We start from the raw sequence: 21,876 nt of genomic DNA, 5'->3' as shown, positions 1-21,876 counted from the left end.
TCGGATCTACCGATCCGGACAAACAGGCTCAGGAGGGCGCCTCAGCTCCCGCCCGGGTCGCACGGCAGCTCAACGCGTGACGACCGGAGGTGCGGGAGATCCGATCTCGTTCAGGTGGCGCAGTACCTCGGCCCAGGAGCGGCCAAGCGTGGTTTCGCTGTAGTCGATCTCGTGCTCGGCGCAGAACCGCCTGATCAAGGGTTGGGCGCGGCGCAGGTTGGGACACGGCATGCTCGGGAACAGGTGGTGTTCGATCTGGTAGTTCAGGCCGCCGAGCATGATGTCGAGGAACCTCCCGCCGCGGACGTTGCGGGAGGTGAGAACCTGCCGCCGGAGGTAGTCGACATTGTCGTCAGCGTCGAGGATGGGCATGCCCTTGTGGTTCGGGGCAAAGGAGCAGCCGAGATAGAGGCCGAGCACGCCCTGGTTGACGAGGATGAACGCGACCGCCTGTACCGGGTTCAGGACCAGGAACACGGCAGTCAGGTAGCCGCCCAGGTGCAGGGCCAGCAGTCCGGCTTCGACGGGTCGGCGGGCGATGCGGCGCGGACCGAGGACCGCCTTCACGCTGTTGAGGTGCAGGTGCAGGCCTTCCAACAGAAGCAACGGGAAGAACAGATATGCCTGGTAGCGCACGAGCAGCGCACGGAGTCCACGTTGATGGTGGGCCTGGTCGGCGGTGAAGGCCAGGGGCGCCACGGTGATGTCGGGATCCTTGCCTTCGGTGTTGGGGTGTGCGTGGTGCCGATTGTGCTTGTCCACCCACCAGCCGTAGCTGAGCCCGGTCAGGAGGTTGCCGTGCACGATGCCGATCAGGTCGTTCCCGCGCCGCGAGCTGGCGATCTGCCGGTGCCCCGCATCGTGGCCGATGAACCCGGCCTGCGCGAAGACCACCGCCAGAGCCACCGCGATGCCGAGCTGCCACCACGATTCACCCAATCGGACGAACAAGGCGCACAATCCGGCGAAGGAACCGACGACGAGGCCGATCCGCACTGCGTAGTAGCCCCGCCGTCGCCCGAGCAGACCCGCCGCTCGGACCAGCCGGGACAGGCTCGCATAGTCACTACCTCGCTGCCCGTCGATGCCGAGGTTGGTATCGCTCATGATGGCTGCTTTCGCTGGTCCGTCTCCGTCTGTCTGTCTCCTCGGTGGCTCGACCAACCGGTCAGGCGGGCCATGAGCTGTTGAGGCGTCCGCCGCAGGACCGGCTCTGGCGGGCACGCCGCACCAGGCCACCCGCTTCCTCCGTGGCCGACCCGAGGCGGCCGGCTCCGACGCCTCTTCACCTCCAATTTTCGTCATTCGACCAACCCGTCGCAGCGGATTGGTTCAATAGCGCCGGAGCACGGCGTCGCTGCGGTAGGAGGTGTGGCCTGGCGAAGGGGTCCGAGCGGAGGGGCACCTCACGGGACGGCTCGTCCGGGAGATCGGCCGGATCCAGCTGCAGGATGGCGAGCAGCCCAAAGTGCTCTTCGGGATCCACCCGCTCCGGTAGCTCGCGCTCGACCCAGTTTGCCCTGACCTGCTGGCCGCGTTGCCGAAGAATACGTCTTCTGCCTGGCGATGTTCATCGGATGCTCCCTGGTAACGCCGTCCGGAAGTGTCGTGCTACCGACCACTGCGAAACGGGCTGGTACCGGTCGGCTACCGGTCAGCGGAGCATCCCGGCTCTCATCTGAGCCAGAGAACGTTTCAGCAGGCGGGAGACGTGCATCTGGGACAGGCCGACCCGGGTGGCGATCTGCGCCTGGGTCAGGTCGCCGTAGAACCGCATGGTCAGGATTCGACGTTCACGTGGCGGAAGCGCCGCGAGGAGCAGTCGGAGGGTGAGGTGGTCGTCCACCGCGGCGTATCCCGGATCGACGGCGCCGATGTACGCGTGCCGCTCGATGCCGTTGCCCCCGGGCCGTGGATCGTTCAGGGACTGCGGGCGATAGACATCGGAGGCGGCGACGGCGGCCACGATTTGGGCGGCGGTCACCTCTAGGTGGTCGGCGAGTTCTCCGTTAGTCGGTTCGCGACCGTACTGCTGCCCTAGCCTGGCCCGGGCCTCGGGCACTCGAGCGCCCAGTTCCTGCGCCGCTCGCGGCACCCGGATCGCCCAGGCCGAGTCGCGGAAGTGCCGTCGGATGCTGCCGAGGATTGTCGGGATGGCGTAGCTGGCGAACGGAACACCCCGGTTGGCGTCGTATCCGTCGACGGCTCTGATCAGGCCGAGCGCGCCGACCTGCGCCAGGTCCTCGTGGGGCTCTCCGCGGCCGGTGTAACGGCGGGCCAATCGACTGGCCATCGGCAGGTTCGCCGCGATGACCTGGGTTCGCAGCCGTGCCCGGTCGGGATCGTCGACGTCCAGGGCTGCGCGTCGACGCAACGTTTGCTCGCTGGCCCCCGTTGCCGGGTCCAGCGTCGGAGGAAGCGAAACGGCCGTGGGTGTCACGATGGGGGTGACCATTGTTGTACGCCCCTAACGGGCTGGTGGCGGCGAGACTGGCGGCCACCGGGGACCCGGGCGACACCGCAACCGTACGCCTTCACCTTGCCGACCGACACCCCTGGAAGCCGCCGCTCTCGGCAGCCGACTCGGCGGTGGAGCCGGTCGTCAGCCGGGCCGGTGGGCGACCGGTCCCGGCGCGAGCTGCTCGGAGCCGTCAACGATCGCCTGGGACAGTTCGGACAGTCGCCGGTTGCGGCTGCGGGCGCCGTCGCGCAGTATCGCGAAGGCTTGGCCCACGTCCACCTGGAGGCGTTCGGCAAGGATTCCCTTGGCCTGTTCGATCAGGATCCGGCTCTTCAGGGCGGTTTGCAGCTGTTCGGTGAGCATGTCGCGCCGGTGGATGGCGCGGTGTTGCAGCAGTCCGATGGTGGCCACGTCGGCGAGCGCCTGACCGATGCGGAGCCTGTCCTCGTCGAGGTCCCCCGGCCGGACGTCGAAGAGGTTCAGCGCGCCGATCACCTCGGAGCGCAGGCGCATGGGCAGGGCGTGCACCGCGGCGAAACCGACCTCGGCCGCAGCCGCGGTGAACCTCGGCCATCGGGCAGTGGCCCGGGTCAGGTCAGCGACCGACACCGGTTGCCCGGAATGGAAGCAGTCGAGACAGGGCCCCTGGTCGGTCTGAAGCTGGAACAGCTCCAGCAGTCGGGTGCGTTCGGAGGAGGCGGCGACCACCTGCAGCGTGTCCCGCTGGTCGGTCAGGAGCAGCCCGGCCGCCGTCACACCCAGCAGCTCGACACATCTCTCGGTCAGCACGTGCAGGAACTCGATCACGTCGAAGTCGTCGACGAGAGTGTCGGCCATCTCCACGAAAACGTCGGCCAGCGGGGTCTCGGCCATGTCAGTCACCTCGTCAATCAGTGGTACCGCTGGTCGCCCAACGGCGTGATCCGTAACGCGCCGGCCTGGCGCCGATCGCTAGTTCACCCATGCCGGTCACCAGGTGCCCCGGCCGGTCCGAGGTGCAGGCGCCGGGCGACGACGTCAGCCGCCACATCCCGCAGGCGCCGGTCCTGGGAGTACGCGTAGGCGCGCAACCGGATGAGCGCCACCGCCGCGGAAACTCCCAACTGGACCGTGATCATTCCGGTTGCCTGGTGCACCTCAGGGTGGTGCAGGCCGGTCCGCTCGGGCCACTGATCGTCCCGGTCCACCCCCTGGCGCGTCGCATCGTCCAGCAGCACCGCGCATGCCGTGCCCGCCAGGACCAGCGCGTCGGCCAGTTGCTCCGCCCCGAGGTCACCGGCGCAGGCCCGGTAGAGGTCCAGCACACCGAGGCGGATCCCGCCCACCCGTAACGGCAACGCGAACACCGCGCCGGTCCCGGCGAACACCGCGGCTGGCGCGAACGCCGGCCAGCGGTTCCGGCACTCCGGCACGGTCAGATCGCCGACCAGAACAGGTCCACCGGTGGTCGCGTCCACGCACGGCCCCTCACCGAGCGTCAGGGTCAGGTCTTCCAGCTCCAAGGCCGTCCGGTCCGTAGCACACACCAGTTCGCGCGGCGTGGCGTCGAGGATCACCGCGACAGCCCCCGAATCGACACCGGCGACCGATACCGCCGCCGCGCAGACATGATCGACCGCGACGGCACCACCCCGGGCGGCACCGACGACATCGGCCCACAGCCGCCGCCGGCGATCGGCGGTCATCGGATCGCCACGCCCCGGGTTGTTCCTGTCCACTGCTGACTCCGACCCGGATCAGTCGAACGGACGCGCTGCCGTACGGCGCCGAAGTCTCGGGCGACGGTCACACCGTACTCCCGCGTGACGCCACCGCACGACCGGCGGCCCACCGGACCGCGCCGGCGCCAGCGGCTGCCGATCCGGTCGCGGAGGCGTACGCTTGCGGTGTCGCTCGGGACCCCGGTGGCTGACAGTTCGCCGTTGGCGGACGCACCCCACCGATCGAGGTCACCGTGTTGGCCACCCGCCACACCACATCCGCCGGTCAGGTCGCCGGATCTCCGTCGCATTCCTGGCCAGGCATCCACGTAGCACCGGCACCCTGGACCGCGACAGCTCGTCGCAGGGCCCACCATCATCCAGGCACGCCAGCGCAAAACGGCTCTCAGGCGCGCCAGGCCTTCATCGAAAGGCGGCGGTTCGTGATGACCGCACCCCGGAACAGTCATGTTCGATTCTTCCCGACAAACGGCCGCGGCGGCACCGATGCTTCTCGTGCGATGCCCAGGCGGCCGGCGGTGAAGCGCTCACGGATCGGCGGCGTTTGGGTCGCTGCCGTGGTGTTCGCGTTCGTGCTCCTGCTGCTCCTGATCTTCGTACTGCAGAACGGACAACGTGCCGAGGTGTCGTTCCTCGGCGCACACGGCACCCTGCCGATGGGGGTGGCGCTGCTGCTGGCCGCGGTCTTCGGGGTCCTGCTCGTCGCCCTGCCCGGCACCGCCCGGATCGTGCAGCTCAGGATGCTCGACCGCCGTCCCGCCACGCAGCCGGACGGCCGGCCCGGGCCCGACCCGACTCCCCCACCGACAACCGGCATCGCCACCGTCCCGCTGTCGCCCCGCCCCGAGAATCGGGACGAATGAGCCGTGTCCATCACCACGCGACCAGCCACCACGATCCCCGCACCGGTGTCCTCCGCACCCCGGGTCGTCCTCGCACTCCCCCGGCCTGGGCGGTTCTGGACGGCGGGTGGTGGCCGCGGACCAGTCGCTCAGCCGAGGAGAAGCTCGACAACCGCCTCGCCGGGCACCCAGCCAGCACACCGGCCGTGCCGCATATGCCGGTACGGGCCGGCATCGGGTACCACACGGTTTGCGCCCCACATTTCGCTCCAACGACACCCGGGCAGTCAGAGCGGTAGAGAGATCCCTGCTCAGAGGCGGTTTCTCCCGAACTCTCAACACCGGTCATCGAAGTGCAGTGTGGGGCGCTGGGTGACCACGAGATCACAAAAATCGGCACCAGTCGATGACTGATGCCGATTGACCTCCGCGAACAAGGGTGGAGCCGAGGGGACTCGAACCCCTGACCCCCACACTGCCAGTGTGGTGCGCTACCAGCTGCGCCACGGCCCCTTGCTGTCGCGCCCGGTCGCCCGGGCACTGGGAGAACTATACACACGCCCGCCGGCATGGTCATCTCGCGGGGGTGCCCGCAACGGCCGGTCAGTTCAGCGCCACGTCCGGCGGGAAGTGTGCGACCGCCGCCATCATGCCGCCCTGTCGGCGCAGTACCATCGGCCACAGGTCATCGGGCCGGTCGACGAACGCGTCACCGGGCAGCGCGTCCAGCACGAACCAGGACCCATCCTCGATCTCCTGTTCCAGTTGGCCGGTGCCCCAGCCCGCGTACCCGGCGAAGACCCGGATGCTCTGCACGTTCTCCCGCAGCCGCTGCGGGTCGACCGACAGGTCGAGCGTGCCCACCGCGCCGGAGACCTGGTGGAAGCCCTTGAGGCGGCGCACCGGCGGACGCATCCGGGCCAGGCAGATCGCGGAGTCGGGCTGCACGGGGCCACCCTCGAACAGCACCGCCGGGTGGCGGGCCAGGTCGCCCCAGTCCCGCAGCACGTCGGACACCGGCACCTCGGTGGCCCGGTTGAGCACCACACCGAGCGCGCCGCCGGGCTCGTGCGCGACCAGTAGCACGACCGTACGGTCGAAGTTCGGGTCCTTCAGCGCCGGTGTGGCCACCAGCAGCTTCCCGGTCATCGACTCGGTCGCCCGCCCGCCGATCGCCTGCCCCTCTCCCTGCATCACACGCACCCGTCAGTCGTGCACGGAAAGGCGGAACCGGTGACACTCATCGACGGTGGGACCAACCGGTGACATCTGCGCTGTCATCGCCATGCCTGGCACCATAGCTTGCGCCCCCGATCCAGGCGAAGGTCTGACAGTCGGGTGATCGACAGACGGTCGGCTGGGCCGGGCGACGCGTCACCACCGAGGCGACCACGGCCGGTGCCGCCAGGAAGCTGACCATCGCAGCAGCGGCGAAAAGCTCTTCACTCCCGAGTTGCCCCGATACATTCAGAAGCGATGGCAACGGTCCGCGACACCACCTACGACCTGCTCCGGGCCCTGGGCATGACCACCGTCTTCGGCAACCCCGGCTCCACCGAGGAGCCGTTCCTGCACGCCTTTCCCGACGACTTCCGCTACGTGCTGGCGTTGCACGAGGCGTCGGCGGTGGGCATGGCCGATGGGTACGCGCAGGTCACCGGGGCACCGGCACACGTCAACCTGCACACGGCACCGGGCACCGGCAATGCCATGGGCAACATCGTCACCGCCTGGCACAACCGGACCCCGCTGATCGTCACCGCCGGCCAGCAGACCCGGGAGATGCTGCTGCTCGAACCACGACTCACCGCCCGCCATCCCACCGAACTTCCCCAGCCCTACGTCAAGTGGGCCCACGAGCCGGTCCGGGCCCAGGACGTCCCGGCGGCGCTCATGCGGGCGTACGCGACCGCGATCCAGCCGCCGACCGGACCCGTCTTCCTCTCGCTTCCGCTGGACGACTGGGCACAGCCCGCCGACCCGCCTCCGCAGGCCCGCACGGTGGCCACCCGGTTCGCTCCCGACCCGGAGCGGCTGCGTCAGTTCGCCACGGCACTGGCGACGAGCCGATCACCGGCCCTGGTGTTCGGGGGCGCCGTGGACCGGGCCGGCGCCTGGGCGGCCGGGGTGGCGCTCGCGGAGCGGCTGGTCGCCCCGGTCTGGTCGGCGCCCGCGCCCGAGCGGACCACCTTCCCCGAGAATCATCCGCATTTCCAGGGGGTGCTGCCCTTCGCGATCGGCCCGTTGGCCGAACAGCTCCGGGGACACGACACCGTGCTGGTGGTCGGCGCCCCGGTGTTCCGGTACTACCCGCACGTGCCCGGTGAGACGCTGCCGGACGGTGCCCGGCTGCTGCACGTCACCGACGATCCCGAGGAGGCGGCTCGGGCGCCGATCGGCGACAGCCTCCTCGGCGATGCCGGCCTCACCCTCGCCGCGCTGACCGATCTCATGCCACCGGCGGACCGGCCGCCACCGCCCGCCCGGCCCGCACCGTCGCCGGTGGAGGATTCGGTTCCGCTCAGCGCCGACGCACTCTTCGCCGCCTTGGCCCGGCACTGGCCTGCCGACGGGGTGCTGGTGCAGGAATCTCCGTCCAACCTGTCGGCGCTGCGTCGCCGGCTGCGGTTCGACACCCCCGGGTCGTACTTCACGATGGCCAGCGGTGGTCTCGGCTACGGCCTGCCGGCGTCCGTCGGCATCGCGCTGGCGCAGCGTGACACCGGCCGACACCGGCCGGTCATCGCGGTGATCGGGGACGGCTCGTTCCACTACTCGGTGCAGGCGCTCTGGACCGCCAGCCAGTTGCGGTTGCCGCTGGTGGTCGTCGTGCCGGTCAACCAGCAGTACGCCATCCTCAAGGCGTTCGCCGAACTCAAGCAGACGCCGGGGGTACCCGGGCTGGACCTGCCCGGCATCGACGTCACGGCGATAGCCCGCGGCTACGGCTGCGCCACCACCGTGGTCGAGAGTCCCGATCAGCTCGGCGAGGCGCTGGCCGTCGCGCTCCGGGCCGACGGGCCGACGGTGCTGCCGGTGCCGATCCGCACCGACGTGCCACCGATCCTCTGAACCCGGGTGACAGACGAGACAGGCGGAGGCCGACGCGGTCAGCCAGCGGCAAAGCGCAGCGGCGTCGCGCTGACCACGTCGAGGACCGGACGGGCGCCCAGTGGCGCTCGCAGCGTCACCGCGACCGGTTCCAGCCTGAGCATGTCGTCGCAGACGCCGGTGCTCCGCACCACTGTGCCGCCGACGACGACCACGTGGTCGTGTTCCTGCACCAGCGGGGTGATACCGGTGTCGCAGCTACCGACACCGAGCCGGAAGTTCAGCGTCGTACCGTCGACCGATTCGATGTCCTGCGCGCTGACCAGGTCCTGCGGCGCGGGCGTGGACGGCGCGACCGGCTCGGGCAGCGCACCGACGGCCTCGGGTGCGACCGCGACCCGGGCCACCACGGCGTCGATCTCCTCGATGGTGAACAGCCACGCCGGCACCTGCGCCTCGCCCCGGCTGGTGTGCACCGGCGCGGAACCCAGTTCGACGTTGGTGACGGTGAGTGGGATGCAGGCGGCCTGCGGCTCGCTGCTCACCGGGGCGTCCGGCCCGTCCGGCGGGTTGGCCGGTGGCGGCGTACCCGGGTCCTTCGGTCGCCCGGCACAGGGCGGCGGGTCACCCTGGTCGAGCTGCCGGTACGCCTCGGCCGCGCTGATCATTGGCACCCGCAGTTCGTCGTCGGGGAAGCGGATGCTGCCGTCGCCCGGCCGCCGGGGCGGCAACGGCACCTGCTCCCGGTACCAGCCGGCGTTGAAGGCGAGCTTGGTCTCGTCGGTGAACTCGGGGTCGCCGACGAGCACTGTGGGCTCCTGAAGCGGCACGTAGCCGGCGCTCCACGTCGCGCCCGGGCGCCATGCCTGCGCGACCGCCGTGGCGCGCTGCTCGAACGCCTCGTGGTGGTCGGTCGAAAAAGCCGGGCCGGTCGGCTCGGTGCCCGGACGGGCACAACCGGCCATCATCAGCAGTGGCAGACCCAGCAGGGCGAGGACGCGGCGCATGCCGATCTGACGGCGGTGCCCCCGGGCTGGTTCCCGTGCCCCGCGATGCCGGCCGTTCGGGAAGACGACTGCGCGCCCCGGTCGGCTGACCGGGGCGCGCAGTGAGGTGGTGGAGGTGCCGGGAATCGAACCCGGGTCCTTCGCCGCCTTGTCAGGGCTTCTCCGAGCGCAGCTCGCTGTGCCTCTACTCGGCCCCTCCGATCACGCGAGCGAGTCGGTGTGACGGGCCCAGTCGCTGATTGATCTCGCCGCACGGACCCCGCGACCGGGTCCGGTTGGCCAGCCTTCTAGCTGATGCCGGCTAGCTGGGTCGAAGGCGCTCCCAGGCCGACAGACTTGCTACTCGCCTCAGGCGGCGAGAGCGAAGTCAGCGCGATTGTTCTTGGCGCTTATTGGTTTCCGACGAACGATTCTCGAGACGACGTCGGCTTCCTCGGCTCGCTTCCCCTGCCGCAACGTACGAAGTCGAAACCAGTCACCCCCTCGGCAGGCCACCGATCTCCGGTGGCTCTGACAAGAGTAACGCCTGCCGCAATCGGATTCATCCCGAGCCCGGAGCGGCGCGCCGGATGGGACAATCCGGATAAATCAGTCGTTCATTCCCTTGCCTCGCCGACCCACCGCCCGTTGAATCTCCCGGTCGGCGTCCCGCTTGGCGAGGTCCTGGCGCTTGTCGTACGCCTTCTTGCCCTTGGCAAGGCCGATCTCCACCTTGGCCCAGCCGTCGGAGAAGTAGACCTGAAGCGGCACCAGGGTCAGCCCGCTCTCCCGGAGCTTGCCGATCAGCCGGTCGATCTCCAGCCGCTTGAGCAGCAGTTTCCGGGTACGCCGGGGCTCATGGTTGGTCCAGGTGCCCTGCACGTACTCGGGGATGTGCATGCTGTGCAGGTAGAGTTCGCCGTCCCGCTCCTGAGCGAACGCGTCGACCAGCGAGGCCCGCCCGGCGCGCAGCGACTTCACTTCGGTGCCGGTCAGCGCCATGCCCGCCTCGTACGTGTCGAGGATGGCGTAGTCGTGACGCGCCTTCTTGTTGGAGGCGACGACCTTGCGCCCCTTTTCCCGTGGCATCGCCGCGCCACCTCCTTTCCTTGCCGCCCGTGACCGACCTGGCCGGCCGCCGAGCGGAGATCATGCTACCCGAACGACAAGGGCCCTTCCGCGCCGTTTATTCCGGCGTGGAAGGGCCCTTGGTCGACGAACTAGACCCGCAGGTAGAAGCGGAGCGTGACCCAGGCGGTGACCGCGCTGATCAGGCCGCCGATGCCGGCCATCACCGGGAAGGTCAGGAACACCTCGCCCCAGCTCACCGGCGCGAAGAGACCCTGTAGGGCGCTGAGCGCACCGTCGAAGAGGAATATCTTGAGCGCGATCAGCGCGCCGAGGCCCAGGATCGAGCCGATCAGGCCGGCGACCACCGCCTCCAGCACGAACGGCGCCTGGATGAACCAGTTCGACGCGCCGACCAGCTTCATGACCGCGACCTCACGCCGCTTGCTGTACGCGGCGACCTGGATGGTGTTGGCGACCAGCAGCAGCGCGGCGATCGCCATCGCGACCGCGGCGACCAGCGCGATGTTCTGCCCGGCGGTGAAGAGGTTGAAAATCTTGTCGAGCACCTGACTCTGGTCGACGACCTGGTCGACCCCCTCGACCGAGGTGTACTGGTCGGAGATGGTCTTGTACTCCTCCGGGTTCACCAGCTTGAGCCGGTACGACTCCGGCAGCTGGTCCGCCTTGACCGCGCTGAGCAGGTCGGGCGAGTCCCGGAACATCTCCTGGAAGCGCTGGAAGGCCTCGTCCTTGTTGACGTACGTGACCTGCGAGACCAGCGGGTCGGACTCCAACTGCGTGGCGAGCGCGCTGCGCTGCTCGTCCGTCACCTCGGCGTCCAGGAAGATCGAGACCTCGATGTTCTCGAAGTACAGCTGCTTCATGTCGGCGACCTTGGTGTAGATCAGGCCGCTGGCACCGAGCATGGTCAGCGAGACCGCCATCGTGATGATCATCGCGATGGTCATGGTCACGTTGCGCCACAGTCCGACCAGTACCTCGGACATGACGTATTTCATCCGCATCGGGATTTCCTCCGGCTCTCCGGCGTGAGGTGTTCGTCGTCAGATCGGGGTGCGATGGGTAGGTACCGTCACCCGTAGACGCCGCGGGCCTGGTCGCGAACGATACGGCCGCTCTCGATCTCGATGACGCGGCGGCGCATCTGGTTCACGATGTTGGAGTCGTGCGTGACCATCACGACGGTGGTGCCGGTGCGGTTGATCCGGTCCAGCAGGCGCATGATCTCGATGGAGGTGTCCGGGTCCAGGTTTCCGGTCGGCTCGTCCGCCAGCAGGATCAGCGGACGGTTCACGAACGCCCGGGCCACCGCGACGCGCTGCTGCTCACCACCGGAGAGCTCGTGCGGGTAGCGGTGCTCCTTGCCACCGAGGCCGACCAGTTCCAGCACCTCCGGCACGACCCGGCGGGCCACCGCCTTGGTCTTGCCGATCACCTCCAGCGCGAAGGCCACGTTCTCGTACGCGGTGCGGTTGGGCAGCAGCCGGAAGTCCTGGAAGACACAGCCGATCGAGCGGCGGAAGTGCGGGCGCTTCCAGGACCGCATCGACGTGACGTCCTTGCCGTTGACGACGACGCGTCCCTTGTTGGGGACCACCTCGTGCAGCAGCATCTTGACGATGGTCGACTTGCCGGAGCCGGATGGGCCGATGAAGAAGACGAACTCGCCCTTGTCGATCGACACGGACACGTTGTCGAGCGAAGGCCGCGACGCCTTCGGGTACGTCTTCGTCACTTGCTCAAGCTGAATCACGGGTGGTGAGTCTACGCCGTGTAACTGTCGTGCCAAGTCCCACGCCCCGCCGTTGCGCGGCAAGTCATCAAATCAGCACGTCAGGTGGAGATCGACGGCGCGCTCCGCCCACGATCGATCACGCACGGTCGCCGGCCAGTTGCTGCTGCTTGCGCCACCGGATGCCCGCCTCGATGAAGGAGTCCAGGTCACCGTCGAAGACCGACGACGGGTTGCCGGTCTCCTGCTCGGTCCGCAGATCCTTCACCATCTGATACGGGTGCAGCACGTACGAACGCATCTGGTCACCCCACGACCCGGCCGCGTCGGTCTTGAGCCCCTGGAGCTTCGCCTGCTCCTCCTGGCGCTTGCGCTCCAGCAGCCGGGCCTGGAGCACCCTCAGCGCGGAGGCCTTGTTCTGCAACTGGGACTTCTCGTTCTGGCAGGTCACCACGATGCCGGTCGGGATGTGGGTGATCCGTACCGCCGAGTCGGTGGTGTTGACGCTCTGCCCGCCCGGGCCCGAGGAGCGGTAGACGTCGACCCGCATCTCGTTCTCGGGGATGTCGATGTGGTCGGTCTGCTCCACCACCGGCAGCACCTCGACCCCGGCGAAGCTGGTCTGCCGCCGCCCCTGGTTGTCGAACGGGCTGATCCGCACCAGCCGGTGGGTGCCGGACTCCACGCTGAGCGTGCCGTACGCGTACGGGACCTTGACCGTGAAGGTGGCCGACTTCAGACCGGCCTCCTCGGCGTACGAGGTCTCGTAGACCTCGGTCGGGTAGCCGTGCCGCTCGGCCCAGCGCAGGTACATCCGCAGCAGCATCTCGGCGAAGTCGGCCGCGTCCACACCACCGGCGCCGGCCCGGATGGCCACCAGCGCCTCCCGGGAGTCGTACTCGCCGGACAGCAGCGTGCGGACCTCCATCTCCTGGATGGCCTTGGTCAGCCCGGCGATCTCGGTCTCGACCTCGGTGAGCACCCCCGAGTCGGACTCCGCCTCGGCCAGTTCCAGCAGCACGTGCGCGTCGTCCAGCCGCGAGCGCAGGCTGCCGAGCTTGTCGATCTCGCCGTTGACGTACGACAGCTGCGAGGTCACCTGTTGGGCGCGGGCCTGGTCGTCCCAGAGATCCGGGGCGGATGCCTCCTGCTCCAGGCGGGCCTTGTCCGCGCGGAGACGGTCGAGGTCGAGCACCGCCTCGATGTTGCGCAGGGTGGCGTCGAGTTCCTTGAGCTGTTCGGCGAAGTCGGCAGCGGTCACGACAGACAAGGGTACTGCTCGGACGAGGAGTGAGCTTGCGAGCCCCGCAGTCCGATGCCAAACAAACCCAGCTCGGACGAGGAGTGAGCTTGCGAGCCCCGCAGTCAGAGCCAAACAAAACCAGCTCGGACCGGCCCAGGGTCAGCCGGTGGCGGCGCTCTTGAGCCAGGACAGGGCGGCCCGGTGGTACGCCACGGCGAACTCCAGCGCGCTCGCGTCGTACGTGTCGCCTTCCTTCTTGGCGTTCTTGACCTGCTCGCGGACCCGCGCCAACGCGTCGGTGTGGTACTCGTTGGCAGCGGCCTGGAGGTTCTTCAGCTGGCTCGGGGAGTGCAGGTTCCCGAAGGCGATGCGCAGGGCGATCGGGTTGCGGATGGTGTCCCGCCCCGGATCCTCGGCCAGCCAGCGGGAAAATGTCCGTTTCCCGGCTGCCGTGATCGCGTACGGCTGACTCATCCGCGGCCCGGGCTTACCCAACCGGACGAAACCTCGCTCGGCCAGCACCGGCAACTCCCGGTACACCTGGCTTCGGGTCATCGACCAGTACGGCGCCAGTCGGCGCTCGGCGGCGGCCATCAACTGGCCACCTGTCATGGGACCCTCGTGGAGCAGCCCGAGCAGGGCCGCCGCCGTGGGGTTCACTCCGGATTCCGCCATGCCCATTACGCTGCCACTTTGCCGGGCCGGCGTCCAGGATTTCCCCTTTTCGCCACCGATCGGGGTTTCCTATGTGCACTGTCGGCGCGCGACGGTCCACCCAAGCCACCCGCGTGCCGGAGGCAGGGCAGGATCCCCCTCCCCACGAGCGAGGCGTGCGGAGGGGCCCCCTCCTGCACACGAGGCGTCAGGAGGGGCCCCTTCGTTACATCTCAGCCCATGTGCGGGTAGCTGTGGTCGGTCGGGGGGACGAACGTCTCCTTGATCGTCCGGGGGGACATCCAGCGGACCAGGTTGTGCCAGGAGCCGGCCTTGTCGTTGGTGCCGCTGGCCCGGGCGCCGCCGAACGGCTGCTGACCGACGACAGCGCCGGTCGGCTTGTCGTTGATGTAGAAGTTGCCGGCCGCGTACCGCATCTTCTCGGCCACCGCGTCGACCACCCGCCGATCGGTGGCGAAGATCGACCCGGTGAGTGCGTACGGAGCGATGGCCTCGGCCTGCGTGACCACCTCGTCGAAGCGGGCGTCGTCGAAGACGTGCACGCCGAGGATCGGGCCGAAGTACTCGGTGGTGAACGTCTCGTGTGCCGGGTCGCCGCACTCGAAGATGGTCGGGCGGACGAACCAGCCGACCGAATCGTCGGCGGTGCCACCGGCGATGATCCGGCAGCTGTCGTCGGAGGAGATCAACTCCAGTGCGGCGGTGTGCCGGGAGTACGCCTTGTCGTCGATGACCGCGCCGCCGAAGTTGCGGAAGTCGGTGACGTCGCCGTAGGCCAGCCCGTCGGCGGTCGCGGCGAGCCGGTCACGCAGGCCGCCCTCCCAGAGCGAGCGCGGGACGTACGCACGGGAGGCCGCCGAGCACTTCTGCCCCTGGTACTCGAAGGCACCCCGGATCAGCGCCGTGTGCAGCGCGTCGATGTCGGCGCTGGTGTGCGCGACCACGAAGTCCTTGCCGCCGGTCTCGCCGACCAGCCTGGGGTAGCCCCGGTAGCCGGCGATGTTCTCCCCGACCGTACGCCAGAGCTGCTGGAAGACCTTGGTGGACCCGGTGAAGTGGATGCCGGCCAGGTCGGGGTCGGCCAGCACCACGTCGGAGACCTCTTCACCCCGGCCGGTCACCATGTTGATCACGCCGGGCGGCAGGCCGGCCGCCTCGAACAGACGCATGGTGAAGTGCGCGGCGAACTGCTGGGTCGGGCCCGGCTTCCAGACCACCGTGTTGCCGAGCAGGGCCGGCGCCGAGGGCAGGTTGCCGGCGATGGCGGTGAAGTTGAACGGGGTGACCGCGTAGACGAAACCCTCCAGCGGCCGGTGGTCGAAGCGGTTCCACACGCCGGGCGACGACATCGGCTGCTCGGCCAGCAGCTTGCGGGCGAAGTGCACGTTGAACCGCAGGAAGTCGATGAACTCGCAGGCCGAGTCGATCTCGGCCTGCACGGCGGTCTTCGACTGACCGAGCATGGTGGCCGCGTTCAGGGTGTCCCGCCACGGTCCGGCGAGCAGTTCGGCGGCGCGCAGGAAGATCGCGGCGCGCTCCTCGAAGGGCAGCGTGCGCCAGCCCGGCGCGGCGTCCTTGGCGGCCTTGACGGCCGCCCGCGCGTCGTCGTGGGTGGCGTGCCCGGTCACCCCGAGCACGTGCGCGTGCCGATGCGGCTGCACCACCTGGATCGGCTCACCACCGGCCATCCGCTGTTCGCCCGCGATGGTCATCGGCAGGTCGATGCGCTCGGCGGCCAGCTCGGTGAGCCTGCGCTGGAGACGTTCGCGATCGGTGCTGCCCGGCTCATAGCTGCGCACCGGCTCGTTACGCGGCTCGGGTACGGAGAACACGGCGTCCATCAGGGCTCCTGGCGATCTCGACGGCGGTGGCGAAACCGGCCCCGGGGTGGCGGGACCTGCGTCAATCCTCCCACGCCCAGCATCGGTCGATCACACCCCGGCCACTCCCTGACCATTGATCACGAGGTAGTTCACGTTCCCTGGGATGGATTCGCACCCGAACGAGATATCTGACCGAAGAAATGCAGGCCGTGCAGGCTTCGGGCGCACGCCTGTTCCGGCCGCGTACGCTGGGTTGCCGTGACGTTCCGGCCCGGTCGGGCCCGGCGGCGAGAGGGAGACCATGAGCAACGAGCCCGGTGGGCCGACCGCCGCGCAGCCCGACCAGTCCGACACCGCCGACCCGGGCGCGGACGACCGGTCCGGGGCCGCCGGCCCCGACGCGGACGACCAGTCCGGAGCTGCCGGCGACCACCTCGATGCCAGCCGCCCGGCACCCGCACCGGCAACGACGGCGCTGGCGCTGCTGGCGACCGGTTGGCTGGCCGCGATGCTCTGGTCGACCCGGGAGGCGATCAGTTCGGCGACGGCCGGGGTCACCGCGGTCAGTCTCTCCGCCTTTGCGCTGCCCGGCGTGATCTCGGCCGCGTTGGTGGCCGGCGCCGCCGTCGGGTTGGCGGCCGGGGAGCCGGTTGCCCGCCGGACCGAACGGGTGACGCTGCGCTTCGCGGTGGCGATCGGCGCCGGCCTGCTCGTCGGGCTGCTCGCCGCGCTCGCGATCGATCTCAGCTACGCCGGTGACGTCACCACCCGCACGATCGCCGGCACCACGGCCGCCGCGGCCGTCATCGGCGGCGCGCTCGCCGGGGCCCGCAACGGTGCCGTGGTGGGTGCCGTGGTCGCCGCCGCGCTGGGCACCCTGATCTTCGTGGTGGCCTTCAGCGTGGCTCGGGATCCGCTGTTCAACCTCTTCGGCGCCGGCGACAGCCAGCAGTCGCTGGTCAACGCGGCCAGCTGGGTCTCCCGGACCGAGTCCCTGCTGGCCGGTCTCATCGCCGGTGGATTGGCCTTCGGCTACCTCACCTGGGCCCGGCGACGAGCCGTACGCGACGGCGGCGCGGCGGGGCCGCGCTGGCCGGCGTACCTGGTGGCGGGCGCGGGACCGGGGCTCCTGCTCCTGCTCAGCGAAGTGATCATCCGGATCGGTGGACGGTCGCTGATCGACCTGGCCGCCGCGCTCAGCGAGGCGGACGCGGTCGCGCAGACCTCACTCGGCACCTCACGGGTGGACAACGCCATCTGGGTGCTGTTCGTCGGCGCGCTGACCGCCGTGGTCAGTTTCGGCCGTACGCTCGGCGCGCCAGCCGACGACGAGGCGTAGCCGGGGCCGGGTGACCCGGACGGCGGTCAGCCTTCCGTGGCGCTGGCGCGCAGCAGCGACTCCAGTTCGCTGGGGTCGTACCACTCCAGCTCATGGTCCTCGGCACCGTCGACGGTGAACTGGGCGTCGGGGTCGCCGGCCAACGCCTCCAGCACCACCTGGACGGCGGCGGCGACGTCGGTGGCGGCGTCCACCCCGTCCACGTGCACGGCCGCGACGGCCGCGACCGGCACCGGAGCCCGTAGCTCGACCACGCTGGAGCCAAGTTCTCCGTCACCCCGGCCGATCGCCGTCGCGGGCAGGTCCGCCGAGACGACCACCCGTCGACGGGGCGCGGCCGGGTCGTGCCGGATCAGTTGCAGGGCGTCCTGGGCGGCGCGGGTGAAGGCGACGTACTCCAACTCCTCCTCATCGCCTTCCGCATACCACTCACGTAGCGTCGGGGTCACCGCGTGCGCCTGCTTCGCGGCGAGCCCGTGCTCCGGCAGCCTGGCCAGCATCGGCACGGTCGCCGGCACGTAGACCCGGACAAGCTCGTCGGTCACCGTGGTCTCCCCCGCTCTGCTCCGCCCGGCGACGACACGCCGGGCCCGGCGTCCGGCCCTGCCCGTCCGCCCTGACCGTCATACACCCCGTATCGCCCTGGTGGAAGTTCCGTCGACCGGCCGGTGTGTCCCGCCGGTCGCCGGGCGGATTGGTCGGGAGGCGGCGGACGGTGGCAAACTGAGGCGAACGACGTCAACCCGGGGAGTTTCGGTGGAACCGAGGTTCCTGCTCCTGTCCGACGTGGCCACCGAGCTGAACGTGTCGGATTCGCAGGTCTACCACATGGTACGCAGTGGCGAGCTGCCCGCGATCAAGATCGGCGGCCGGGGGCAGTGGCGGGTGGAGCGGGCCCGCCTGGAGGAGTACATCCAGCGTAAGTACGCCGAAACCGCCGAGTGGGTGCGCGGTAACCCGTTGGCGGAACGCGACCCCGACGAACGGTAGGACCGCAGCACGGCATTGACCGTCGGCTCTGCCATGCCCGACAATCTAAGCTGTCGAAGGCAAACGAAGGCAAACGCAATCTTTGACCGGCAGGGGGCAGCGCGATGACCGACCTCCGGCGACCCGGGCCGGCGCGCCCACCCGTGCGGCTGCGGCCGGCGCCCGCCTTCGAGCCGCCCTCCGTCGACGAGGACACCACCGGTTGGCCCCGACCGACCGACGGCCAACTGGCCCTCGACCTCTTCGCCGCCGCCCGGCACTGGCCCGGTGGCCGTGGCCCGGACCGGCCACCGCTGCCGTGGGCAGCCTCGCGCTCCGACAGCCGGCCGGTCCCGCCGGGGGTGCCGTGGTCGGGTGAGCCCGCCCGGCCCACCGGATCCGGGCCGGGCGGGCCCGGCCACGTGTCGGCCCGGCACCTGCCGTCCGGGGCTCTGACCACAGCCACCCCGGCGGCCACCCGGGTCGCCCACCGCTTCGTCGCCACCTGCCTGGAGGTGTTTAACGGCTTCCGGCCGCCGGTGCAGCTACGGCGTCAGCTTGACCCGGCTCGGGTCGCCGTGCTGCTGCCCGAGCTGGCCCGCGCCACCGCTCACGGGGCACCGGCTCGACGGCGTTCGGCGCGACCCGGGATACGGCTGCGTCGACTGCGCGTCTGCGAGCCGCGCCCCAGCGCCATCGAGGCCGCCGCCGTGTTCACCGGTGCCGGTGGTCGCAGCTGGGCAATGGCGCTGCGCCTGGAGCAGCGGCGCGGCAACTGGCTCTGCACCGACCTGCGGGTTCTCTGACCGACCCCGCGACCTGACCGCCGCGGACGGGAGCCCAGCCGAGAACGCGCCCGAATCCTGAGCGAGTGGCCATGTTCGTGGTGCGAGGCCACTCGATCCAGGATCGGGCGCGATCGTCCGGAGTCGGATGATTCCTAGCCGGCGGAGGTGCCGCCGGGGGCACCGTGGCAGCGCTTGTACTTACGACCCGAGCCGCAGGGGCACGGCGCGTTGCGGGACGGTCCGTTGCTGGCGGTCACCTGCCCCGGTGCGGGCTGGCGGGAGTTGCCGACCGGTACCGCCGGACCGCGCAGGCCACCGGCCGGACGCTGCGGCGCGGTCGGTGCGGTGCGCCCCGGCGCTGCCGGGGCGGCCTGGTCCGGACGGCCGATGCCGAGCGCGGGAGCCCGCTGCTCCTCGCGCTGCACGGCGACGCCACCGGCGCCGGCCTCACCGTCGATGGTCGGCGCGGAGTACTGAAGCCCCTGCTGCTGCGGCGCACGACCCAGGCCCTTGGCCCGGATCTCCACCGGCTTCTCCAGCAGTTGGACCTCCTCGGCCTCCGGCTCCGGCTCGTTGACCTGCACCTCAAGGTTGTAGAGGAAACCGACAGTCTCCTCTTTGATGCCGTCCATCATGGTGGCGAACATGTCGAAGCCCTCGCGCTGGTACTCCACCACGGGGTCGCGCTGGGCGTACGCCCGCAGCGAGATGCCCTCCTGGAGGTAGTCCATCTCGTAGAGGTGCTCACGCCACTTGCGGTCGATGACCTGGAGCAGCACCATCCGTTCCAGCTGCCGGGTGCCCTCGGCGCCGAGCTGCTCCTCACGCCGGTCGTACGCGGCGTTGGCGTCATCCTTGAGCCGGGCGAGCAGGAAGTCGGCGTCGATGCTGGCCCGGGACCCGCCAGCCTCTTCCTCCAACTCCTCGATGGTGAGGCCCACCGGGTAGAGCTGCTTGAGGCTGGACCACAGCTGCTCGAGATCCCAGTCCTCGGCGTAGCCGTCCGAGGTGGCCCCCTGGACGTACGCCTCGATGGTGTCGTTGATCATGTTGCGTACCTGGTCGGAGAGATCCTCGCCGTTGAGTACGCGCAGTCGCTCGGCGTAGATCACCTGGCGCTGCTTGTTCATGACCTCGTCGTACTTGAGGACGTTCTTACGGATCTCGGCGTTCTGCCCCTCGATCTGCGCCTGGGCGCTCTTGATCTGACGGGTGACCATCTTCGACTCGATGGGCACGTCCTCCGGGATGTTGAAGCGGTCCATGACCGCCTCCACCGCACCGGAGCGGAACCGCTTCATCAGCTCGTCCTGCAGGGACAGGTAGAACCGCGACTCGCCCGGGTCGCCCTGCCGGCCGGACCGGCCACGCAGCTGGTTGTCGATCCGCCGGGACTCGTGCCGCTCGGTGCCGAGCACGTAGAGCCCACCGGCGGCGGCGACCTCCTCGGCCTCCACGTCACAGGCCTGCTTCCACTTCGGCAGGACCTCTTCGAGGGCCTTGTCGTACTCCTCGGCGTTCTCCAGTGGGTCCAGCCCGCGCTGGCGTAGCTCGTTGGCCGCGAGGAACTCGGGGTTGCCGCCGAGCAGGATGTCGGTGCCCCGGCCGGCCATGTTGGTGGCCACCGTGACCGCGCCCTTGCGACCGGCCTGGGCGACGATCTCCGCCTCCCGGGCGTGGAACTTCGCGTTCAGCACCGAGTGCGGGATGCCCCGGCGGGTCAGCAGCCGGGACAGGATCTCGGAATTCTCCACCGAGACCGTGCCGACCAGCACCGGCTGGCCCGCCTGGTGCCGCTCGGCGATGTCCTCGATCACCGCGTTGAACTTGGCCTGCTCGGTCTTGTAGATGACGTCGGCCCGGTCCTCGCGGATCATCGGCCGGTGGGTCGGGATGGTCACCACGCCGACCTTGTAGACCTTGTTGAACTCGCCCGCCTCGGTCTGGGCCGTACCGGTCATGCCGGCGAGCTTGTCGTAGAGGCGGAAGTAGTTCTGCAGGGTGATGGTGGCCAGGGTCTGGTTCTCCTGCTTGATCTCCACCCCCTCCTTGGCCTCGATCGCCTGGTGCATGCCCTCGTTGTAGCGGCGACCGTGCAGGATGCGGCCGGTGAACTCGTCGACGATCAGGACCTCGCCGTCGCTGACGATGTAGTCCTTGTCGCGCTTGTACAGCTCCTTGGCCTTGATCGCGTTGTTCAGGTAGCCGACCAGCGGAGTGTTCACCGACTCGTAGAGGTTGTCGATGCCGAGCCGGTCCTCGACCTTCGCCACGCCCCGCTCGGTGACCGCGATGGTGCGCTTGGCGTAGTCGACCTCGTAGTCGCCCTCGCCGTCCTTGCCCGACTGGAGACGGGCCACCACGGCGGCGAACTCGCCGTACCACCGGGCGGAGTGCTCGGCCGGACCGGAGATGATCAGCGGAGTCCGGGCCTCGTCGATCAGGATGGAGTCGACCTCGTCGACCACGGCGAAGTTGTGGCCGCGCTGGACCAGCTCGTCCTTCGACCAGGCCATGTTGTCGCGCAGGTAGTCGAAACCGAACTCGTTGTTCGTGCCGTAGGTGATGTCGCACTCGTACGCCGCGCGGTGCTCGGTCGCCGGCCGGTTGGGCAGCACCACACCGACGGTCAGACCGAGGAACTCGTGCACCCGCCCCATCCAGGCGGCGTCCCGCTGGGCCAGGTAGTCGTTGACCGTGACCACGTGCACGCCCTTGCCGGACAGTGCGTTGAGATAGACCGGCATCACCGAGGTCAGGGTCTTGCCCTCACCGGTCTTCATCTCGGCGATGTTGCCGAAGTGCAACGCCGCGCCGCCCATCACCTGCACGTCGTACGGCCGCTGGCCGAGCACCCGGGCCGCCGCCTCCCGGCAGACCGCGAACGCCTCGGGCAGCAGGTCGTCCAGGGTCTCGCCGTCGGCGAGACGTTCCCTGAACTGCTCGGTCATGTCGCGCAGCTCATCATCGGTGAGGTTGACGTAGTCGTCCTCGATCGAGTTGACGGCGGCGGCGATCGCCTTGAGGCGGCGCACCATGCGCCCCTCGCCCGCACGGAGGACCTTTTCCAGAATCGACACGGATCAACGCTCCCCTAGACAGTCTCGAACCATCGTAGGCGTTCCATCGGGCCGATGGTCACTGGTGGCGGTGG

General features: G+C 69.6%; 19 protein-coding genes, 1 tRNA gene and 1 other RNA gene. 5 read left to right on the top strand and 16 right to left on the bottom strand.

Annotated elements, in window-relative coordinates; all coding sequences use genetic code 11:
- Nucleotides 1-69: 69 nt before the first annotated feature.
- The 4 genes from KBX50_RS28930 to KBX50_RS28915 form a co-directional block, all read right to left on the bottom strand.
- Complete coding sequence (locus tag KBX50_RS28930; RefSeq protein WP_210941033.1) at nucleotides 70-1,107, bottom strand: acyl-CoA desaturase; 1,038 nt, start codon at nucleotides 1,105-1,107, stop codon at nucleotides 70-72.
- Nucleotides 1,108-1,654: 547 nt separating this feature from the next.
- On the bottom strand, nucleotides 1,655-2,374 hold the full coding sequence (locus KBX50_RS28925; protein WP_210941032.1) for a SigB/SigF/SigG family RNA polymerase sigma factor: 720 nt from the start codon (nucleotides 2,372-2,374) through the stop codon (nucleotides 1,655-1,657).
- Nucleotides 2,375-2,602: 228 nt separating this feature from the next.
- Entirely contained in the window at nucleotides 2,603-3,334 is a 732-nt protein-coding gene (locus KBX50_RS28920) for a GAF and ANTAR domain-containing protein (protein ID WP_210941031.1), read from the bottom strand.
- Between the two features lie 83 nt (nucleotides 3,335-3,417).
- Nucleotides 3,418-4,146, bottom strand: coding sequence for a GAF and ANTAR domain-containing protein (locus KBX50_RS28915; RefSeq protein ID WP_210941030.1), 729 nt, complete (start codon nucleotides 4,144-4,146; stop codon nucleotides 3,418-3,420).
- A gap of 593 nt (nucleotides 4,147-4,739) precedes the next feature.
- Between KBX50_RS28915 and KBX50_RS28910 the strand changes: the two genes are divergently transcribed.
- Nucleotides 4,740-5,045, top strand: coding sequence for a lipopolysaccharide assembly protein LapA domain-containing protein (locus KBX50_RS28910; RefSeq protein ID WP_210941029.1), 306 nt, complete (start codon nucleotides 4,740-4,742; stop codon nucleotides 5,043-5,045).
- Nucleotides 5,046-5,464: 419 nt separating this feature from the next.
- Here KBX50_RS28910 and KBX50_RS28905 read toward each other — a convergent pair.
- Nucleotides 5,465-5,537 (bottom strand) — tRNA-Ala (locus KBX50_RS28905).
- A gap of 90 nt (nucleotides 5,538-5,627) precedes the next feature.
- A complete protein-coding gene (locus tag KBX50_RS28900) occupies nucleotides 5,628-6,218 on the bottom strand; it encodes a YqgE/AlgH family protein (protein ID WP_210941028.1) in 591 nt (196 codons plus the stop codon).
- Between the two features lie 282 nt (nucleotides 6,219-6,500).
- Here KBX50_RS28900 and mdlC point away from each other — a divergent pair, with 282 nt between their 5' ends.
- The gene (mdlC, locus tag KBX50_RS28895; RefSeq protein ID WP_210941027.1) at nucleotides 6,501-8,096 is read left to right on the top strand and encodes a benzoylformate decarboxylase; all 1,596 of its coding nucleotides are present in this window, start codon (nucleotides 6,501-6,503) and stop codon (nucleotides 8,094-8,096) included.
- Nucleotides 8,097-8,134: 38 nt separating this feature from the next.
- Here mdlC and KBX50_RS28890 read toward each other — a convergent pair whose 3' ends face one another.
- From KBX50_RS28890 to pruA, 8 genes are all read right to left on the bottom strand, one after another.
- Nucleotides 8,135-9,082, bottom strand: a complete 948-nt coding sequence (locus KBX50_RS28890) for a hypothetical protein (protein ID WP_210941026.1) — start codon at nucleotides 9,080-9,082, stop codon at nucleotides 8,135-8,137.
- Nucleotides 9,083-9,189: 107 nt separating this feature from the next.
- Nucleotides 9,190-9,565, bottom strand: a transfer-messenger RNA (tmRNA) gene (gene ssrA / locus KBX50_RS28885).
- A gap of 105 nt (nucleotides 9,566-9,670) precedes the next feature.
- A complete protein-coding gene (gene smpB / locus KBX50_RS28880) occupies nucleotides 9,671-10,150 on the bottom strand; it encodes an SsrA-binding protein SmpB (RefSeq protein ID WP_093406601.1) in 480 nt (159 codons plus the stop codon).
- Between the two features lie 131 nt (nucleotides 10,151-10,281).
- Nucleotides 10,282-11,157: a permease-like cell division protein FtsX gene (ftsX, locus tag KBX50_RS28875; protein WP_210941025.1), complete on the bottom strand. Its 876-nt coding sequence runs from the start codon at nucleotides 11,155-11,157 to the stop codon at nucleotides 10,282-10,284.
- A gap of 68 nt (nucleotides 11,158-11,225) precedes the next feature.
- Entirely contained in the window at nucleotides 11,226-11,906 is a 681-nt protein-coding gene (ftsE, locus tag KBX50_RS28870) for a cell division ATP-binding protein FtsE (RefSeq protein WP_093406596.1), read from the bottom strand.
- Between the two features lie 118 nt (nucleotides 11,907-12,024).
- On the bottom strand, nucleotides 12,025-13,146 hold the full coding sequence (gene prfB, locus KBX50_RS28865) for a peptide chain release factor 2 (protein WP_093406593.1): 1,122 nt from the start codon (nucleotides 13,144-13,146) through the stop codon (nucleotides 12,025-12,027).
- Between the two features lie 141 nt (nucleotides 13,147-13,287).
- Nucleotides 13,288-13,803 carry a PadR family transcriptional regulator gene (locus tag KBX50_RS28860; RefSeq protein WP_093406591.1) on the bottom strand — a complete coding sequence of 172 codons (516 nt, stop codon included), beginning with the start codon at nucleotides 13,801-13,803 and terminating at the stop codon, nucleotides 13,288-13,290.
- Between the two features lie 212 nt (nucleotides 13,804-14,015).
- On the bottom strand, nucleotides 14,016-15,644 hold the full coding sequence (gene pruA, locus KBX50_RS28855) for an L-glutamate gamma-semialdehyde dehydrogenase (RefSeq protein ID WP_210941024.1): 1,629 nt from the start codon (nucleotides 15,642-15,644) through the stop codon (nucleotides 14,016-14,018).
- 283 nt (nucleotides 15,645-15,927) lie between these two features.
- Here pruA and KBX50_RS28850 point away from each other — a divergent pair, with 283 nt between their 5' ends.
- A complete protein-coding gene (locus KBX50_RS28850) occupies nucleotides 15,928-16,965 on the top strand; it encodes a hypothetical protein (RefSeq protein ID WP_210941023.1) in 1,038 nt (345 codons plus the stop codon).
- Between the two features lie 26 nt (nucleotides 16,966-16,991).
- Here KBX50_RS28850 and KBX50_RS28845 read toward each other — a convergent pair whose 3' ends face one another.
- Nucleotides 16,992-17,510, bottom strand: coding sequence for a hypothetical protein (locus KBX50_RS28845; protein WP_210941022.1), 519 nt, complete (start codon nucleotides 17,508-17,510; stop codon nucleotides 16,992-16,994).
- Between the two features lie 211 nt (nucleotides 17,511-17,721).
- Here KBX50_RS28845 and KBX50_RS28840 point away from each other — a divergent pair, with 211 nt between their 5' ends.
- Nucleotides 17,722-17,955, top strand: a complete 234-nt coding sequence (locus KBX50_RS28840) for a helix-turn-helix domain-containing protein (RefSeq protein ID WP_210941021.1) — start codon at nucleotides 17,722-17,724, stop codon at nucleotides 17,953-17,955.
- 104 nt (nucleotides 17,956-18,059) lie between these two features.
- On the top strand, nucleotides 18,060-18,740 hold the full coding sequence (locus tag KBX50_RS28835; protein WP_210941020.1) for an Rv3235 family protein: 681 nt from the start codon (nucleotides 18,060-18,062) through the stop codon (nucleotides 18,738-18,740).
- A gap of 134 nt (nucleotides 18,741-18,874) precedes the next feature.
- Here the strand turns inward: KBX50_RS28835 and secA are convergent, their stop codons facing one another.
- The gene (gene secA, locus KBX50_RS28830; protein WP_210941019.1) at nucleotides 18,875-21,802 is read right to left on the bottom strand and encodes a preprotein translocase subunit SecA; all 2,928 of its coding nucleotides are present in this window, start codon (nucleotides 21,800-21,802) and stop codon (nucleotides 18,875-18,877) included.
- Nucleotides 21,803-21,876 lie beyond the last annotated feature (74 nt).

The organism is Micromonospora sp. C51, assembly GCF_018070435.1.
Classification (GTDB): Bacteria; Actinomycetota; Actinomycetes; order Mycobacteriales; family Micromonosporaceae; genus Micromonospora; species Micromonospora sediminimaris.
The sequence above is the reverse complement of the archived record's forward strand: the minus strand, read 5'-3'. Positions and strand labels throughout refer to the sequence as shown.